This window comes from Bacillus mesophilus (assembly GCF_011008845.1).
GTDB classification, from domain to species: Bacteria; Bacillota; Bacilli; order Bacillales; family SA4; genus Bacillus_BS; species Bacillus_BS mesophilus.
Map to the genome: position 1 here is coordinate 351,469 of NZ_JAAIWM010000001.1, position 17,186 is coordinate 368,654.

15 protein-coding genes are annotated in these 17,186 nt (G+C 39.2%); 2 read left to right on the top strand and 13 right to left on the bottom strand.

All coding sequences use genetic code 11. The annotated features are described in order from the left end of the window. Nucleotides 1-436 precede the first annotated feature (436 nt). Nucleotides 437-1,819 (top strand): glycine--tRNA ligase, encoded by a 1,383-nt coding sequence (locus G4D63_RS01775; protein WP_163177079.1) that lies wholly within the window; start codon nt 437-439, stop codon nt 1,817-1,819. Nucleotides 1,820-1,876: 57 nt separating this feature from the next. After that, entirely contained in the window at nt 1,877-3,037 is a 1,161-nt protein-coding gene (locus G4D63_RS01780; RefSeq protein ID WP_163177081.1) for an aminotransferase A, read from the top strand. Nucleotides 3,038-3,374: 337 nt separating this feature from the next. Here G4D63_RS01780 and G4D63_RS01785 read toward each other — a convergent pair whose 3' ends face one another. The 13 genes from G4D63_RS01785 to G4D63_RS01845 all read right to left on the bottom strand — a co-directional run bounded on the left by G4D63_RS01785 (nt 3,375) and on the right by G4D63_RS01845 (nt 17,153). Next, the gene (locus G4D63_RS01785; protein ID WP_163177083.1) at nt 3,375-5,048 is read right to left on the bottom strand and encodes a long-chain fatty acid--CoA ligase; all 1,674 of its coding nucleotides are present in this window, start codon (nt 5,046-5,048) and stop codon (nt 3,375-3,377) included. A 241-nt stretch (nt 5,049-5,289) separates the two neighbouring features. Beyond that, on the bottom strand, nt 5,290-6,273 hold the full coding sequence (locus G4D63_RS01790) for a quinone oxidoreductase family protein (RefSeq protein WP_163177084.1): 984 nt from the start codon (nt 6,271-6,273) through the stop codon (nt 5,290-5,292). A 4-nt stretch (nt 6,274-6,277) separates the two neighbouring features. Continuing rightward, entirely contained in the window at nt 6,278-7,057 is a 780-nt protein-coding gene (locus G4D63_RS01795; RefSeq protein ID WP_163177086.1) for an enoyl-CoA hydratase/isomerase family protein, read from the bottom strand. Nucleotides 7,058-7,145: 88 nt separating this feature from the next. Beyond that, on the bottom strand, nt 7,146-7,919 hold the full coding sequence (locus tag G4D63_RS01800) for an SDR family NAD(P)-dependent oxidoreductase (RefSeq protein ID WP_163177088.1): 774 nt from the start codon (nt 7,917-7,919) through the stop codon (nt 7,146-7,148). A gap of 90 nt (nt 7,920-8,009) precedes the next feature. Then, nucleotides 8,010-9,782, bottom strand: a complete 1,773-nt coding sequence (locus tag G4D63_RS01805) for an acyl-CoA dehydrogenase family protein (protein ID WP_163177090.1) — start codon at nt 9,780-9,782, stop codon at nt 8,010-8,012. Nucleotides 9,783-9,883: 101 nt separating this feature from the next. After that, nucleotides 9,884-10,669, bottom strand: coding sequence for a 2-phosphosulfolactate phosphatase (locus tag G4D63_RS01810; protein WP_163177092.1), 786 nt, complete (start codon nt 10,667-10,669; stop codon nt 9,884-9,886). Between the two features lie 25 nt (nt 10,670-10,694). Next, nucleotides 10,695-11,768: a phosphotransferase family protein gene (locus tag G4D63_RS01815; RefSeq protein ID WP_163177094.1), complete on the bottom strand. Its 1,074-nt coding sequence runs from the start codon at nt 11,766-11,768 to the stop codon at nt 10,695-10,697. A gap of 28 nt (nt 11,769-11,796) precedes the next feature. Continuing rightward, a complete protein-coding gene (locus G4D63_RS01820) occupies nt 11,797-12,204 on the bottom strand; it encodes a YbgC/FadM family acyl-CoA thioesterase (RefSeq protein WP_163177096.1) in 408 nt (135 codons plus the stop codon). 12 nt (nt 12,205-12,216) lie between these two features. Beyond that, nucleotides 12,217-12,996 carry an enoyl-CoA hydratase gene (locus G4D63_RS01825; RefSeq protein ID WP_163177097.1) on the bottom strand — a complete coding sequence of 260 codons (780 nt, stop codon included), beginning with the start codon at nt 12,994-12,996 and terminating at the stop codon, nt 12,217-12,219. Further along, nucleotides 12,996-13,874: a 3-hydroxyacyl-CoA dehydrogenase family protein gene (locus G4D63_RS01830; RefSeq protein ID WP_163177099.1), complete on the bottom strand. Its 879-nt coding sequence runs from the start codon at nt 13,872-13,874 to the stop codon at nt 12,996-12,998. Before G4D63_RS01830 ends, G4D63_RS01825 begins: the two co-directional genes overlap by 1 nt. Before the next feature lie 124 nt (nt 13,875-13,998). Continuing rightward, nucleotides 13,999-14,562, bottom strand: a complete 564-nt coding sequence (locus G4D63_RS01835) for a TetR/AcrR family transcriptional regulator (RefSeq protein ID WP_163177101.1) — start codon at nt 14,560-14,562, stop codon at nt 13,999-14,001. A gap of 147 nt (nt 14,563-14,709) precedes the next feature. Beyond that, complete coding sequence (locus tag G4D63_RS01840) at nt 14,710-16,329, bottom strand: long-chain-fatty-acid--CoA ligase (RefSeq protein WP_163177103.1); 1,620 nt, start codon at nt 16,327-16,329, stop codon at nt 14,710-14,712. A 71-nt stretch (nt 16,330-16,400) separates the two neighbouring features. After that, complete coding sequence (locus G4D63_RS01845; protein WP_163177105.1) at nt 16,401-17,153, bottom strand: SDR family NAD(P)-dependent oxidoreductase; 753 nt, start codon at nt 17,151-17,153, stop codon at nt 16,401-16,403. Between the last annotated feature and the right edge of the window lie 33 nt (nt 17,154-17,186).

A 17,186-nucleotide genomic window follows, 5' to 3' on the forward strand; every position in this document is an offset into this window, starting at 1 on the left:
TAAGCCTGAACATGATGAATAGTGAAACGGCAGTCCCGAGTGAAAAGTGTAAAAGAGGGTTTGTAAAACAAACCAACTAGGGTGGAACCGCGGGAGATACGCTCTCGTCCCTAGGCTGAACATTGGCCTAGTGGACGTGAGCTTTTTTATTTATTTAAGAAAAGGCTGTGTTAATGAACAGTGTTTGATTTTTTGCACTGTTGATTGAAGTGAAAGGACGCGAGAGTATAGGAACCTCTACTATAGGCTGCCACGTCCTGTGGCAAACGTAGAGGTCAGCACATCCTGTGCAAGCGCGGGAAAGCGGGTCACGGGAGACCCCACAGGCGCGATTTTTCGCCGAGGAGGCTCCCGGACTCGCCCGCGGAAAGCGAGTGTCCTATAACGGAAATCAACACCAATGTTTAATAGAGCCTAAGAAAAAAGGAGAGATATGATGAGTAAAACAATGGAGCAAGTTGTAGCACATGCTAAGCATAGAGGGTTTGTATTTCCAGGATCTGAAATATACGGAGGTCTTGCAAACACTTGGGATTATGGCCCATTAGGTATAGAACTGAAAAACAATGTTAAGAAAGCTTGGTGGCGTAAGTTCATTCAAGAATCACCATATAATGTGGGATTAGATGCTGCTATCTTAATGAACCCAAAAACGTGGGAAGCTTCAGGCCATATTGGAAATTTCAATGATCCAATGATTGATTGTAAGAAATGTAAAGCAAGACATCGTGCGGATAAATTGATTGAAAATGCAATTGAGGCAAAAGGTCAGGAACTAATTGTTGATGGTCTCCCTTTCGAAAAAATGGAAGAACTAATTCAGGAACATAACATTGTTTGCCCTGATTGTGGCAGTAATGAGTTTACTGGGATTCGTCAATTCAATTTAATGTTTAAAACGTTTCAAGGCGTAACCGAATCTAGTACTAATGAAATCTTCTTACGACCTGAGACAGCTCAAGGAATTTTTGTTAACTTTAAAAATGTACAACGATCCATGAGAAAGAAACTTCCATTTGGGATTGGACAAATCGGAAAAAGCTTTAGAAATGAGATTACACCAGGTAACTTCACGTTCCGTACAAGAGAATTCGAACAGATGGAGCTAGAATTCTTCTGCAAGCCAGGTGAAGAATTAGAGTGGTTTACCTACTGGAAAAACACATGTGAACAGTGGTTACTTTCATTAGGTGTATCTGAACAAAATATCCGTTTAAGAGACCACTCAGATGACGAACTCTCACATTATAGTAATGCCACTACTGATATAGAATACAAATTCCCATTTGGTTGGGGAGAGCTTTGGGGTGTAGCTTCTCGTACAGACTATGATCTTAAGCAACATGCTGAGTTCTCAGGTGAAGACTTCAATTATATTGATCAAGAAACAAATGAGCGCTATGTGCCATTCTGTATCGAGCCATCACTAGGAGCAGACCGTGTAACACTGGCGTTTATGATTGATGCGTACGAAGAAGAACAGCTTGAAGATGGAACATCAAGAACGGTGATGAGACTTCATCCAGCTCTTGCACCATATAAGGCTGCTATTTTACCACTTTCTAAAAAGCTATCGGATAACGCAAGAAATGTCTTTGCTGATTTAGCTAAACACTTTATGGTCGACTATGATGAGTCGGGATCAATTGGTAAACGCTATCGTCGACAAGATGAAGTGGGTACACCGTTTTGTATCACTTACGACTTTGATTCAGAAGAGGATCAATCAGTTACAGTTAGAGACCGCGATACAATGGAGCAACAACGAATCTCCATTCATGAATTAAAAGCTTATATTGAAGAAAAAATTCAATTTTAATGGATAGGGGCTCGCCCCTATCTTTTTCAAGAATCCTGTTTAGAGGTGAGAATTAATATGGAACACCTAATAAGTTCTAAAGTGAAAAGTATTCAGCTTTCTGGAATTAGAAGATTTTTCAATATGGTCTCCGAGTATGATAATGTCATTTCATTAACGATAGGCCAACCAGACTTCCCTACTCCAGAGCATGTTAAACAAGCTGGAATTGAAGCTATTCAAAATAATTTCACAACCTATACTCATAATGCTGGCTTTCCTGAATTAAGAGATGCGGTATCTCATTTTGTAAAAACAAAATATGACCAACACTATGATCCAGCAAATGAAATCATCGTAACCATTGGAGCTAGTCAGGCAATTGATTGTGCCTTCAGAACCATTTTAGATCCTGGTAGTGAGGTGCTTTTACCTGGTCCTGTATATCCAGGATATGAGCCAATTATTCAGCTTTGTGGAGCTAAACCTATACATATCGACACCCGTTCCAACAATTTTAAATTAACAGCTGAATTAATCAAACCTTATCTTACCGATCAAACTAGGTGTATCGTACTACCATACCCATCAAATCCAACAGGTGTTACTTTATCAAAGCAAGAGCTAGAAGAAATTGCTAGTCTAGTGAAAGAGAGAGACTTATTTATTCTTTCTGATGAGATTTATAGTGAGCTTGTTTATGAATATACACATCAGTCAATAGCCACTTTTCCTGGGATGAGGGAAAAAACAATTGTCATTAATGGCTTGTCCAAATCGCATTCAATGACAGGCTGGCGAGTAGGCTTTCTGCTAGCACCTGCAAATATTACTCAGCATTTATTAAAAGTACATCAGTATAATGTTTCATGTGCTAGCGCAATATCGCAAAAGGCTGCTTACGAAGCTTTAACAGTAGGAATTGATGATGCGGTTGAAATGCGCAAACTCTACCAGGACAGATTAGAATATGTTCATGAACGGTTACTTAACATGGGAATTGAATCTACTAAACCAACAGGTGCCTTCTACTTTTTCCCATCAATAGCTAAGTATGGTTTATCGTCCTTTGACTTTGCTTTCAAAATGGTAAAAGAGGCCCGTGTCGCAGTAGTACCTGGTGATGCGTTCTCTGAGTATGGAGAAGGGTATGTGAGAATTTCATATGCATATTCAATGGATGTCTTAAAAGAAGCTCTAGATCGTATGGAGTCTTTTCTCTCTTCATTAAAATCGTAGTATGACATAGATGTTCAAAACGTAAACTTGGAAATAAACTGAGTGAGGGGTACCTTACTCAGTTTTTTGCTTTAAAATAACGTACTTTCTTGACTGGACTTGTATTGTGGAGAGGTATTTCTCTATTTATTCTAGAGAATTCTAGTAAAATTATTGGGAAATTCAGCTACCTAAAGCCTAATTGCATAAAAGCTAGGACTAATTGCACAAAAGTCTTGTAAAATTCCACAAAAGTTTAACCGAATTGCACAAAAGTCAGCAATAATTGCACAAATTCCTCTACCACAGCAAACCAACTAAAAAATGCCCAGATTAACTCTGAGCATTTCGTGACTCTCTAGCTATTTTGCTTTGCCAACTCATCTTCCTGAAGCTTTCTCCATAAAATTTTCCCACTACTTGTTTTTGGAAACTCATCGCGGAATTCTATAAATCTAGGATACTTGTATGCAGCCATTCTCTCTTTAGCCCATTCAATAATCTCCTCTTCTGTAACCTTACCTTCTTGACCAGACTGAAGGATTACGAAAGCTTTAACTGTTTCTCCTCTTTTCTCATCTGGTACCCCTACAACACAAGCCTGTTGAATAGCTGGGTGTGCATAAAGTAGTGATTCTACTTCTGTTGGCCACACTTTAAAGCCTGAGGCATTAATCATCCGCTTTAAACGGTCAACCATGAAGAAATAACCTTCTTCGTCTATTCTACCAATATCTCCTGTTCTAAAAAAACTCTTACCATCTATGGTGATAAACGCATTCTCTGTTTCTTCTGGTCTATTGTAATAGCCCTTGAATACCATAGGACCGTTGACAACGATTTCACCAATCTCTCCGGGATCCAGTTCCTGTAAAGTATTCGTGTCAATAATTCTAGCATCTACATCAAAAGCAGGTACACCCAAGCACTGTAGTTTCGGACGATCTGGTGGATTGAAATGGGTCTGAGCAATGGTTTCTGAAAGACCGTATCCCTCTACAAATTGTAAACCAGTAAGATTAAAAAGCTTTTCTCCTACAGCAGCTGGTAGAGGAGCACCACCGCCAGATATAGCACCTAAAGACGAAATATCATAGTTAGATAGATTGGGATTTGACAAAAAATCAATGAGCATCGTACTAATATTTACCCAATGAGTGCACTTATATTTGCTGATCAACTGACCCGCTAAATCACGATTCCACCTTGTCATACAAACCATAGTTCCACCAGCTAGAATTGGCGCATGAAAGCTATGGACCATTCCAGTAACATGAAATAAAGGTAGCGTCATTAAATGAACACTATCACTCGTTGCACTTGACCAGTAATAAGCACCATAAATATTAGCTTGAACCGTTTTATTTGTGTGAATACAGCCCTTAGGTACACCAGTCGTGCCAGAAGTATAAGGCAATACAGCCACATCATGACAATCACCTTGATATGCCGAGGCTAGCAGGTCTCTGTTCAAGCTCTCTGACCATGAATAATATCCTGGTCCTTCCAATTTTATTGGTGGACTTGATACTTCTAAAGGTGCATGTTCACTTTCTAAGGTAAGGTCAGCATAATCATTATATGAGGCAACCACAATAGACTGTAGACCCGATGTATTTATAAGCGGCATTACATTAGGAAGAAGCTCTTGACCAACTAACCCTACTGAAATGCCTCCATCTTTGATGTAAAAAGAAAGTTCTTCTGCTGTATTCATAGGATTAATAGGCACAACAACTGCATTTATACGTAAAATCGCATAGAAGGAAATTACAAATTGTGGGGAGTTCTGCATAAGAAGTAGAACACGATCACCGCGCTGTACACCCATTTCTTGTTCTAGAAATCCAGCGAGTTGGTTTACTTGTGTAAATAGTTCTTTATAGGTAAGCGATCCTCCGTAATAGTGAATAGCTGTTTTAGAAGGATACCTCTTTGCTGAATACTCAAGATTCTCATAGATGGTTGTTTCAGGGACTGTTAATGAAGTCGTTAATCCTTTTGGCCAATACTCAAAATGGGCTGTTCTCATATAACTTGACCTCCTACACGATATAATAAGTGATGTAAACGCTTCCAACTTGTTGCGAAAATAAAGAACTTACCTTTATATATTCAAGAATTTTACAAATTATACGAGGCTTATTATGTAACTTGTATAATTTGTGCTTTTATCATGAGGCTTCCTTCTATCATAAAAAAAATGGAAAGCAGGAGCTAAACTCTTCCTACTTTCCATTTCTTTCATGTTCAAGGTTTTTAGATCCCTTTTATTAAGGGACTAATACCAATTTCCCTTGAGTTTGTCTTGATTGTAGTAGCTTATGTACATTGACGGCGTCATCAAGTGGATAAACCCCTCCAACAATAAGCTTTAGTTGACCCTTTTGTAAATAAGTTAGTAGTTCGATAAGACTTTGCTGAAGTAAAGCAGGTTTTCTCATGATTTGTGGCAGGAAGAACCCGATAACGGATTGATTTCTCCCCATTAATAATGATGGATTTAGCTTACTCTGTTCACCGCTTGCAGCACCAAAGACAACTAATCTACCAAACGTAGCTAAGCATTCCATCGTCTGATTGAATACCTTTCCCCCTACCATTTCAAGCGCTACGTCCACTCCTTTTCCACCTGTTGCAGCCTTTACCTGCTCCACCCAATCGTCTTCTGTATAATTAATAAGAACATCAGCACCTAGCTCTTTTGCCAAGTCTAGCTTTTCCTTTGTGCTTGCCGTAGCTATAACTTTACCAGCCCCAAAAAGCTTGGCTAATTGAACAGCTATTGTCCCAACTCCCCCTGCTGCTGCATGAACTAATACTGTTTCTCCTTCTTCAAGACGTCCCATCGTTTTTAACACATGATAGGCACTAAGACCTTGTAGTGGAAGGGCAACTGCCTCATTAAAATCAACACCATCTGGTAATGGTATAAGTCCTCTTTCATCAGCAATTGTGTATTCTGCATAACCTGTCGCTTTTTTCGTCCCAAGTAATGTTACTACTTTAGCTCCTACCTCAATAGAAGTAACAGCACTACCTACCTCTACCACAACACCCGCTACTTCTGCACCGGGAACAAAAGGTAATGGTGTTGGAACGACATATTGACCTTCTCGTCTAGCTGTGTCAGCATAGTTAACTCCAATTGCCTTTATCTCAATTACAACTTCATTCTCCTCAGGTGTTGGCTTTTCTAATTCAACAATTTCTAATACTTCTGGTCCACCATACTTTGTAAATTGAACTGCTTTCATTGTTCTACCTCCCTGAAAATGCTGGTCTTCTTTTTTCAACAAATGCTTGGACACCTTCTCTATGATCAGTTGTGGTGACCATCATCGCCTGAGTGATTCGTTCTTGCTCAAGCATTTCCTCAAGTGTAGATTGTGGTGCAAGATCTACAAGCTTTTTTATCATCCCATATGCGACACTTGGACCATTTGCTAGCTTAGTAGCAAGCTTTACAGTCTCATCCTTTAAAGAATCTAAAGGATATACATGATTAACGATTCCATACTCTAATGCCTTCCCCGCTAATAGAGGTTCAGCAGTAAAGAATAGCTCTTTGGCACGATTTGGACCAATTAGTCGAGGTAGGAAATATAATCCTCCTCCATCCGAAATTAAGCCCACTTGCGCAAAGCTTAAAATGAATTTGCTGTCCTCTGCTGCTAGGATCATGTCTGCTGCTAAAGCAAGATTAAAGCCTGCACCAGCTGCAAAGCCATGAACGGATGCGATAATAGGCTTAGGTAGGTTTTTCATAGCTGTAATACATTCGTTTAATTTGCCAATATGGTCATAAACATCCTTTGGAGAAGTCTTCCCCATCGTTTTCACATCTCCGCCTGCAGTAAAGGCACGGCCTGATCCTGAAAGAACTACTACTCTTATTTCTTCATCTGTGGCAGCTTTTTTGAATGCATTTGTTAAACCCAAAATCATATCTGGACTAAATGCATTTAAGCTGTCTGGTCGATTTAGTGTTAAAGAAAGTACAGGTCCGTCTTGGTGGATTAATAAATGTTCAGTTGACATATTCATACACTCCTTAAATTTATTGTTTTGGACAGTGTTCGTTCCACTAATGTATATATTCAAAAGCAACAATCTTTACGAAAAGAGCCTAAACAATTAACCAACCACCATCTGCTAATAGATCTGATCCTGTCATATAGGATGCTTCCTTTGAAGCAGCAAAGCAAATTACGCTGCTTATTTCCTCAGGTCGGCCTACTCGCTTTAGAGCTGTACTTCTTTTGATGGCGTCAACAAATTTATCGTTTTGGAGTCCCTGTTCTGTTAATGGAGTCTCTACAAACCCTGGAGAAACCGAATTGGCACGAATACCGTAATGAGAAAACTCATTTGCCAGCGCTCTAGTAAAATTGATTACCGCTGCCTTTGCTGCACTATAGTGTGGAATCTGCGCGCCAGCCTTATGCCCTGACAAGGAAGCAACGTTAACTACAGAACGGTTTTGAACGCCATTAGATTGACTTCCTTTTACCATTACTTCGCCTAACAGCTTTGAAACTAGAAAGACACTTCTTAAATTTACATTTTGAACGGCATCCCAATCTTCAATGGATAGCTTTAGTATTTTGTTATGGGAAGAACCACCAGCGTTGTTAACAAGAACATGGAGGTCTCCATACGTATCTTTCACATAGTTTGCTAGATCTCTAACATCTTCTTCATCCGTTACGTCCGCTGCGAAAACCTCCGCACTTGGAATTTTCAACGTATCGTTTATTTCTTGTGCAACACGTTCTAGTTTGGACTTCGTCCTTCCCACAAGAATAACCCTTGCTCCTTCTTTCGCTAATTGCTTAGCTGTTGCTTCACCAATCCCACTACCAGCTCCCGTAACAACTGCAATGGTTTCATTAAATCTCATGACAACATCCCCCTTCAGTAATTTGTTTATTCTATTAGTTGTAAAGAATAAGCCTTGATTCGAAGCTGGGTTCTAGTTGTTCTACTGATTTTAGCAGCCATACTGATTTGCATCGTACATGGCTTCCGCGATATCTCGATTTCTTTGGACAAAGCCTACTGGTTGGAATCTTCCTAAAACGTTATGTAACAGAGCAAGTATAGACTCTAGTTCATTACCACTTGTTATACCTGCTACAATTTTTTTAGAAATCCCTTCAACTTCAATAATAGAGTCCTCAACAAACGAGGTTGCTAGATTGATTTTTAGTTGCTCCTTAGCATCTCCATTTTTCTGAACGGCCTTAACTGAACGATATACAGCTGATTCTGCTGCAAATAAAGTAATTGCAATGTCTGATAAACGCATAATAATTTCTTGTTCTTCTACTAATCTCTGCCCTAACTGCTCGTAGGCAATTCCCATACAAAGTAAGAATACCCGACGAATCGTTGCAACAGCTTCCTTTTCTCTAGCTAATGTTCCTTCGTACGAGACTGCTTGCGATTGTAGTTCTACTCGTGCCTGTTTCACGAGTTCTGCTAAAGGAATTTCACCCTTTAACCCTTTTCTAAGCACATGAGTCGGAATCAGCAGTCGGTTGATTTCATTCGTACCTTCAAAGATACGATTTATTCTAGAGTCGCGGTACATTTGCTCTACTTTATACTCTTGTATAAAGCCTGCACCTCCGTGCAACTGTACTGCCTCGTCAACTGCATAATCCAAGGTCTCAGAACCATACACCTTACAAAGGGCACATTCTATGGAATATTCCATCAATGCTTTTCCAATCTGTCCAAGATCAGTAGATTCATATAAATCACCTAGGACATCCTCTAGTAGTTGAGCCGTTCGATATTGCAGAGATTCAGCTGCATATATACGCGCTGCCAACTTAGCTACTTTCTCCTTTGAAGCTCCAAAGTCAGCAATTCGCTTTCCAAACTGTTGTCGCTCTTGAATATACTGAACAGTTGTATTAAAGGCATGCTTCGCACCACCCATTGTTGCTGCACCCAAGTTAAATCTACCTAAATTTAAAACATCTAGGGCAATCACATGTCCTTTTCCAATTTCACCTAATAAGTTTTCAACTGGAACTAGACAATCTTCTAATACTACAGAACGGGTAGATGAACCCTTTATTCCCATCTTCTTTTCTTCAGGACCTAATGATAAGCCTGGAAAGTCCTTTTCAACAATAAAGGCTGTAAATTTTGTACCATCTACTTTGGCATAAACGATAAATGTGTCAGAGAAAATTGCATTAGTGATATATAATTTCGTACCATTTAAAATATAATGGGTACCCTCGTCATTAAGTTTTGCTGTTGTTTTAGCAGCTAGTGCATCTGAACCAGAGCCTGGCTCTGTTAAACAATAAGCTCCTAAATATTCACCAGAAGCAAGCTTCGGTAAATATCTTTTCTTTTGATCCTCATTCCCGAAATACGTAATAGGCAGTGTAGCTATACATGTATGGTTTGAATGAGCAACTCCGTATCCACTAGCACGACCAACAGCTTCTCCAACTAAGGCCTTGCTAATTTTGTCAAGCCCTAGCCCTTCATATGCTTCTGGTACACTATGAGCTAGTAAACCAAGCTCCCCTGCCTTATGCAATAGGCTTACAACTCGATCAAAGTCCTGATGTTCAATATCCTCTCGATACGGTTCAACCTCTTTTTCAATGAATTGCTTGGCTGTCGAAGCGATCATTCGATGCTCTTCTGTAAAATCCTCAGGAGTAAATAATTCATCAGCCTCAATTTGTCTAAAAAGAAAGCTTCCTCCGTATTGATTAGATTTGATTGCTACCATGTTTTGGTCATCTCCTTTTTGATGCTATCTCCTTGTAAATGATGTTCAAAAAGTCCGGGAAAAATAGCTGTCGAATTTTTTCGTTCCTGTTTTTCCGCTCCTCATGTATAAAAAGCATAGACTCCGGTGCTCAAACCTTCACCGCCTTGAGCTTCTCGGCTATTTTTTTCCTCCTTTTTGAACACAGGTTGTAATACTGGTACCACTGAAAATATTCCATATTGAGAAACAAATTCGAGCTCTTCACCATAGCCATGTTTCTCAAGCATTTGTCCTACTCTCGTATCTGTTAATGTAGACACTGATTGATCTTTGAAGCTTCTATAGAACATGAGCGCAGCCCTTGCTGAGTCCGTTAAATCAAGAGGCTGAAGATTAGAAAGACAATCCAGGAAGTACCCAGCTCCAAAGAAATCCTCTAGACAAAACTGACCTGATGACCCTGAACAAACGATCACAATCGTTTCAGTCTTTCTAGTCTCGATGACATTTTCAGCAACTGCTTTTCCATTTAATAATGAGCATGCAAATACTTTTTGGGCATTTTTAGACTTTTGAATGGCTACCGTCCCATTTGTTGTGGATAAAACGACTGTCTTATCTTTAATTTTATCCTTTAAACCCAATGGATTCGGGTCAAGAAAGCCCTCAATTGTTTTCCCTTCATATTCACCAACCAGCACATATTCACCGTCTATTAATCCCTTGCTAACTCGCCTTGCAGCCTCTCCATCTAGCACTGGGATGACTTCCTTCGCACCAAATTGGAGGGCAGCGGTAATGGTAGAAGTAGCTAATAACACATCAAAGACTACCGCGATTTTCCCTGCACTCATTTCTTGCTCGTCAATATCTTCTTTTTTCATAATTAAATGAGTTTTTATCATGAAGAAACCTCATTTCTTATCTCTATTACCAACCTTTTCTTGTTGCTTGAGCGTAGGTAATTAAGCTTTTTACAAATACGTGTAAATCACGGAAACGTGGATCCTGTGTTTGACCTTGCTTATAACGATAGTAAATTTGCTGACAAATAACCGCTAGCTTGAAATAGGCAAAAGTAGTATAGAAATGGATGTCAGAAAGATCTCGACCACTCTTCTTCGCATACTCTTCAACAAATTGCTGTCTAGTATAAAAGCCTTCGTTAACAGTAACTGGCTCTTTTCCTGGCCCTTTACTCAAAAGTTCAGGATCATCCTTTTCAATCCAATAGCTCATAGCAGCCCCAACATCAGCCAACGGATCACCTACTGTTGTCATTTCCCAATCGAACAAACCGACCATTTTAGTAGGATCCTCGAACGAAAACATTGCATTATTTAATTTATAATCGTAATGAATGATGGTAGGTTCCTGTGAGGTTGGAATATTGGTTGCTAACCAAGTCGTTAGCTCCTCAACACCAGGTACATCGTCAGTTCTCGCACGAACATAACGTCCAATCCAACCATGAACCTGCCTTTCCATAAATCCGTCTGGTTGAGTGATCTCTACTAATTTGGTTTTCTTATAATCTATTGAATGCAGCTGTACTAGTGTATCGACCATTGATTCTGACAAGCCTTTACAAAGCTCCTTTGTTACCTCTACTTCCTTCGGAAACGAAGTGTCATACACAAAGCCTCGTCTTCTTTCCATAATATAAAATGGACTTCCAACAATAGCCGGATTTTCTGAAAATACATATGGCTTTGGTGCTAAAGGAAATACCGGATATAAATCCTTAAGAATACTATATTCTCGTCCCATGTCATGTGCTTTTGGTGCAACAGGTCCATGAGGTGGGCGTCTTAACACGGCCTCCCAGTCTCCAACCTTCAATTCATAAGTTAAATTAGAATGCCCTGCACCAAATTGGTTAATCTCAAGAGGTTCATTAGCTAATTCGAAATGCTGATTTAGAAATTGTAATAATTCCTTTTGATCTAGTTGTTCCCCTTTTCTAACAGGGATTGTATCGTAGTTACGGTTCGTTTGATTCATGATCTCACCTTCTTTTCGGAAATGTTTATCATTTTACGAGCGAGCCAAAGACCTCTAATTGACTTCTGAGTGTTTCTGGAATTGCTGCACTCTTTTGCTCCTTAAAATCAAAATAAACGACAGTAGCTGTTCCTCTAGCTATGACATTTTCTGTCTTTGCATCGACAATATCATGACTCAACGTAAAGCTCTTCGTCCCTATATGCGAAACAGTAGTCGTAACTTTAAGTTCTTGAGAAAAATAGGCCTGGTCCAGAAAATCGCATTTTGTTGAGGCAAGAATAAAGTTCCACTCATTCATATCCATTGGATAACCTAGCTCCTGAAAAAACCGAACCCTTGCTTCCTCAAGGTAGATAAAGTAACTTGCATTATTTACATGACCTAGAGCATCTGTTTCACCGAACCTAACCAGTACTTCAATCTCATATTTCACGTTGATTCACCTCTACTTATGTGTAAAAACAGGCTTTCTTTTTTCAATAAAGGCAGTAACACCTTCGCGAATATCCTCTGTTCTAAACACTTCCGTGAAAAGGTCAGCCTCTCTTTCAATACCATCTTCTAAAGTAAGCTCCAACCCTTCGTCCACTGCCTTTTTAATTCGGGATAATGCCTGTAGGGAATGCCTACTAATTTGAGTAGCCATTTTCAGTCCATAGTTTAGCCCTTCACCAGTAGGAACTACCTCATTAATTAGTCCAATTCTTTCTGCCTTCTCTGCCGTAATTGGCTCACCTGTATACATTAATTGCTTTGCACGAGCTTCACCAATTAATCGTGGTAATCTTTGAGTTCCACCACCACCTGGGAAAAGGCCTAGTTTAATTTCTGGTAATCCAACTAAAGCATGTTCTTCAGCAATGCGGATATCACAAGTTAGTGCTAGCTCGCAGCCCCCACCAAAGGTCATGCCATTTAATACAGCGATTGTTGGTTTATTGAATTGATCGATTTGATTTAAGATGCTATGTGAATTCATAACAGAATTTTTCATCTCAGGGTTTGTCATCAGCTGTGGGAACTCTTTAATGTCAGCCCCTGCCATAAATGCTTTTTCACCTGCTCCTGTCAGTAAAACTGTAACAACCTCTTCATCAACAGCAAGCTCTTTAAAGATATGACCAAGCTCTTCTGCAACTTTCTTACTCATAACATTCAAAGGAGGGTTATCAATTGTTACAATTGCCACACCTTGTTGTTTGTCTACTCTCACCAATTCTGCCATTAGCTTTTCACCTCGACTGGTTGATAATCATAAAACCCTTTTCCTGTTTTTCTTCCAAGATGCCCTTGCTTAACTTTTTCTTCGATACATGCTGGTGGTTGGTCAGCCGGATCACCAGTTTCGGCGAAGCGTTGTTGCATGACATAATAACCCACGTCTATTCCAGACAAATCCATTAATTCAAATGGACCAATCGGGTGATTTAGAGCTTTGCGACAGATAATATCGATATCTTTATAATCAGCAATACCTGATTCATATAATGAGACAGCTTCTCTTTGAAGCGCTCCTAAAATACGATTTGCTATGAATCCTGAGATCTCCTTTTTAAGTAAAACTCCCGTGCGATTCATACGCTTACAAACCTCCATTGTCAACTGTGCAGTTTCCTCTGAGGTTTCTTCACTCATAACAACCTCTACACAATCCATAACAAGTGGTGGAAAGAAAAAATGCATATTACATACCTTATCAGGACGACTTGTAACGCTTGCAATAGCCGAGTTTACAATGGTAGAACTATTAGATGCCAAAATAGCATGTGCTGGAGCTAACTCATCAAGTTTCCTAAATACCTCTTTTTTTACATCTAACTTTTCTACTACTGCTTCAATGACGAAGTCTGCTTTTTTCGCTTCTTCTTCTAGATTAGTAGAGAATTGAAGCTTAGCGAACGCAGCCTGCTTTTGGTCCTCGGTAATTCTACCTTTGGCTACCCATTTAGTCATTAATCCTTCTAGTATTCCTTGTGCCTTTTGGAGAGCTGCTTCATTAACATCCTGAATAGTAGTTGTATAACCACCTAAAGCGGAAAGCATCCCAATTTGATGCCCCATTTGACCTGCTCCTACTACTAAAATTCTTTCAATCTGACTCATATATAATTCCTCCTAACTAACCAGTTGGTATGTTAATAGTTAAAAACTCCCAGCCTCAATGTACATTGAAGTAGAAGCCTCACTATGTATATCTAAATTTTAAAAGGTAGTATTCCTACCTCATCTATTCTTGAATACCATTCAAAATCATATCAACAAATATCTTTGTCACTTCTTCATCAGAGGTTTTACCATTTGGATTAAACCATTGATAACTCCAATTTGTGATCCCTAGTATTCCAAATGCAACAATCTCTGAATGGAGATCCCTTTTAAACTCATTCTTTTCCTTACCTTCATCTAGTAAGCCTTGAAGGTTTAAACGGAATTGATCACGCTTTGGTAAAATTTCTGAAAGATGTTCTTCACTTAAATTTCTCATCTCACGAAAATACACTCTTGCACTCGGTCCGTTAATCGCTATATGCGAAATGAGCATATAGGCAATATCATAAAGTTTGTCTTTACAAGATTTTGTAACATCTTCTAATATTCTTTCTTGGCGGAAATTCAAATCATCTATATAGCTTATATGGATATCCATTAATAATTCTTCTTTGCTAGAAAAATAATAATAAAAGGTACCTTTTGTAACCCCTAGACTGTCCACAATGTCTTGAATAGATGTTTCCGTGAAGCCCTTTTTCTCAAATAATCGGATACTATGCTCAGTAATTCTATCTTTCACCTTAATGTCCTCTCAGTCTTCAAGTAGTTTTTTGGCGATTATATCACAATCTTCATTTGTTTGCTTTAACCGCTTGTCTACTCGATCACCTATAGCTTTTATAAAATGAAGAAAAGGGTCCAAGTCCCCTTTCTTCATCTTGATGCATTAATTCGTTTGTTTGGGTGAAGTTTCTTCCTTGATTACTCGACGTAATATTTTTCCTACGGCTGTTTTTGGAAGCTCTGCTCTAAATTCTACTAATCTCGGAACCTTATAAGCAGACATATTATCTCGACAGTATTGGATAATCTCCTCTTCTGACGCTTCTTTACCAGCTTTTAAAACCAGAACTGCTTTAACATTTTCACCACGATATTCATCTGGCACACCTACAACTACAGCCTCTTGCACAGCCGGGTGCTCATATAACACTTCTTCAACATCACGAGGATAGATGTTGAATCCACCTGCAATAATCATATCCTTTTTACGGTCAACGATTGAAACGTATCCTTCGTCATCCATTCTTGCGATGTCTCCTGTAAATAGCCAACCATCACGTAGAGTGTTAGCAGTTTCCTCTGGCATATTCCAATAGCCTTTCATTATTTGTGGACCACGGATAATAAGCTCACCTAATTCTCCAGGAGGTACTTCTGTTATACCATCGCCAAGATCAACTACCTTATATTCAGTTGAAGGATAACCGATTCCCACTGTTCCTGGCTTTCTTTCTGCGAAAATAGGATTACAATGAGTAACAGGTGACGCCTCAGATAGACCATATCCTTCTAGGATCCTTGCACCCGTTTTTCTCTCAAACTCACGTAGCAGCTCAACAGGCATTGGAGCACTTCCACTGTTACAAATACGAATACTGTCAATGCCGTATTTTTCAGCTTCAGGATGATTCGTAATGGCTACATACATCGTTGGCACACCTGGGAATACAGTTGGTTTTTCCACTTTAATTGTGTTTAACACCTCTTCTAGATCAAAACGAGGTAAGAGAATACTGCTAGATCCGGTAAATATAGCGAAGTTCATGCAAGCTGTCATTCCAAAGACATGGAATAACGGAATCACCGTTAAGTATCTTTCTTGACCCGGATTTAAATCATCTTGGTAAAACTCAATACACTGAACAACGTTAGCTACTAGGTTTCGATGTGTGAGCATTGCACCTTTAGAGCGGCCAGTCGTTCCTCCAGTATACTGAAGGACCGCAACATCCTCAGCTGCATCAATTTCCACATAACTAACCTTGCCGTTGCCTGATTTTAAATATTCATCAAATACTATGTCAGGAGCAAAGGAATGCTCAGTTGGCTGTAAGCTTACTACTACAACGTTCTTTACTTTTGTTTCTGATTGAATCGCTTTTAGACGAGGGTACAGGGCATCAAAAATGACAATTGTCTCTGCACCAGAGTCATTTAAAATATACTGTAGCTCTCTTTCTACTAACATTGGGTTTAACTGAGTTACTATTCCTCCAACTGTAAGAGCTCCATAATAGGAAATTACATATTGAGGACAATTTGGAAGCATGATTGCAACACGATCTCCCTTTTCAACGCCACTTTGCTGTAATGCAGAAGCAAATGCCCCAACTAAAGTGGATAGTTCACGGTATGAGATTTTCTTATGATAAAACGTTAAGGCATTGTTATCAGGGTACTGTTGTGTGGTTTCTTGAAGAACTTGAGGTAAAGTTTTATTAGGAATTTCAACTTCAGTGGCAATATGTGCTGGATAACTGTTTAACCATGTCTTATTACTCATTTATAATCTCCTCCTAATGTTGGTTCAATCAATCATTAATAATTTAACTACTATCTTATACAATTTTGGCTTTAAAACGTTAAAGCACCCCCATCTACCAAAATACTTGTGCCAGTTATATAAGATGCTTCATCAGATGCGAGAAACAGAACAGCATTTGCAACCTCATTTGGAGATCCAACTCTACCTAATGCATTAGACTTTGTAACAGCATTCCATACTCGTTCATCTTCTCTCCAATTATCAACTATAGCGGTATCAATCACACCTGGAGCAACTGCATTCACCCGGATACCCTTGGTGCCGTATTCTACTGCAGCGTTTTGGGTAAGTAAGATTACTCCACCTTTAGATGCATTATAAGGTGCTAAATATTTTTTGCCTTTAAATCCTAATAGACTAGAAGTGTTAATGATCGAGCCTCCACCTCGCTTTATCATTTCAGGGATAACAAATTTCATCCCTAGAAAAACTCCCTTTAGGTTTATATCAACGACCCGGTCCCATTCTTCAACCGAGAGGTCCGCCAGTCTCACATTTTCATTTCCAACCCCTGCATTATTAAAGAGAATATCGATTCCCCCAAATGCTGTTACAGCCTCATTCATAAGCTGCTTCATATCTTCTTCTTTTGATACATCCGTTTTTACAAATATTGCTTCAGCCCCTAGATTTTTGACATCCTCTAAGGTTTCTGCACCCTTCTTTTCGTTTATATCAGAAAGCACGATGTGTGAACCCTCTCTTGCAAAGGTAAGAGCTGTAGCACGACCAATACCTGATGCTCCACCTGTTACAATCGAGACCTTACCTTTAAGTCTCATGTATTCACCCCTAACCTAAGGATTTAAAAGATA

Excerpts from the sequence above, each read along its gene's own strand:
- G4D63_RS01775 (WP_163177079.1), top strand. The coding sequence starts at position 437 with ATGAGTAAAACAATGGAGCAAGTTGTAGCACATGCTAAGCATAGAGGG.
- G4D63_RS01780 (WP_163177081.1), top strand. The coding sequence starts at position 1,877 with ATGGAACACCTAATAAGTTCTAAAGTGAAAAGTATTCAGCTTTCTGGA.
- G4D63_RS01785 (WP_163177083.1), bottom strand. The coding sequence starts at position 5,048 with ATGAGAACAGCCCATTTTGAGTATTGGCCAAAAGGATTAACGACTTCA.
- G4D63_RS01790 (WP_163177084.1), bottom strand. The coding sequence starts at position 6,273 with ATGAAAGCAGTTCAATTTACAAAGTATGGTGGACCAGAAGTATTAGAA.
- G4D63_RS01795 (WP_163177086.1), bottom strand. The coding sequence starts at position 7,057 with ATGTCAACTGAACATTTATTAATCCACCAAGACGGACCTGTACTTTCT.
- G4D63_RS01800 (WP_163177088.1), bottom strand. The coding sequence starts at position 7,919 with ATGAGATTTAATGAAACCATTGCAGTTGTTACGGGAGCTGGTAGTGGG.
- G4D63_RS01805 (WP_163177090.1), bottom strand. The coding sequence starts at position 9,782 with ATGGTAGCAATCAAATCTAATCAATACGGAGGAAGCTTTCTTTTTAGA.
- G4D63_RS01810 (WP_163177092.1), bottom strand. The coding sequence starts at position 10,669 with ATGATAAAAACTCATTTAATTATGAAAAAAGAAGATATTGACGAGCAA.
- G4D63_RS01815 (WP_163177094.1), bottom strand. The coding sequence starts at position 11,768 with ATGAATCAAACGAACCGTAACTACGATACAATCCCTGTTAGAAAAGGG.
- G4D63_RS01825 (WP_163177097.1), bottom strand. The coding sequence starts at position 12,996 with ATGGCAGAATTGGTGAGAGTAGACAAACAACAAGGTGTGGCAATTGTA.
- G4D63_RS01830 (WP_163177099.1), bottom strand. The coding sequence starts at position 13,874 with ATGAGTCAGATTGAAAGAATTTTAGTAGTAGGAGCAGGTCAAATGGGG.
- G4D63_RS01840 (WP_163177103.1), bottom strand. The coding sequence starts at position 16,329 with ATGAGTAATAAGACATGGTTAAACAGTTATCCAGCACATATTGCCACT.
- G4D63_RS01845 (WP_163177105.1), bottom strand. The coding sequence starts at position 17,153 with ATGAGACTTAAAGGTAAGGTCTCGATTGTAACAGGTGGAGCATCAGGT.